2 pseudogenes are annotated in these 764 nt (G+C 42.5%); both read left to right on the plus strand.

The annotated features are described in order from the left end of the window. Positions 1-125: 125 nt before the first annotated feature. Positions 126-347, plus strand: a pseudogene (gene tnpA / locus DXD92_RS12905) (IS200/IS605 family transposase); the annotation flags it as partial. Positions 348-366: 19 nt separating this feature from the next. After that, a pseudogene (locus tag DXD92_RS19030) lies at positions 367-764 on the plus strand (IS200/IS605 family accessory protein TnpB-related protein); the annotation flags it as partial.

Genomic DNA, 764 nt, shown 5'->3' on the forward strand with positions numbered 1-764 from the left:
AGGGGATTACCCATAAATATATTGTAGTAGTGATGAGTTAGACGCGCAAAATTTTTACCAAAATGGGAACAAATGTTTGAGTTATTCCTATGCATATGGTATACTATTTTTATGAAGAAAGAAGTCATCTGCTTGTAGATTACCGACCACAGTTTTATATTTCAGACATGATCAAAATCATGAAGGGGAATCTTGCACACCAGATGTTCCTTTTACATCCAGAGCTAAAGAAAGAGTTGTGGGGAGGACATTTGTGGAATCCGTCTTATTGTGTTGTAACGGTCAGTGACCGGAGCCGTGAACAGGTACTTGCTTACATAGAAGGGCAGAAGGAAAAATCCCGTTAAAACCCGGAGGAAAAAGCGAATGAAAATCATATCCAGTTATGGTGTAGAATTACGAAAACAGAATATTCCGATCCGCCAGACACTGGAGATTTACCGTTCTGCTGTCCGCTATCTGGTCAAAGTGTATGAATCTGTATGGGAAGAACTGGCCCAAATTGAGAACAGTAAGAAACGTTTCAATGCAGCGGAACATCTGGTGCATACAACGAAACGGAATCCGGCCCGGTTTGATTTTGATTTCTGCTTTCCCAAGATGCCATCCTATTTCAGACGGGCGGCAGTCCAGCATGCGCTTGGGAGTGTATCTTCTTATCGGACGCGTCTGGAACAGTGGAAAGCAGAGGGACAGAAAACGGGAAAGCCGTATCTGAAAAGTGAACAGTATGCCATGCCTGTTTTTTACCACGATATCATGTA

It is taken from the genome of Blautia sp. TM10-2 (genome assembly GCF_003480845.1).
Taxonomy (GTDB): Bacteria; Bacillota; Clostridia; order Lachnospirales; family Lachnospiraceae; genus Fusicatenibacter; species Fusicatenibacter saccharivorans.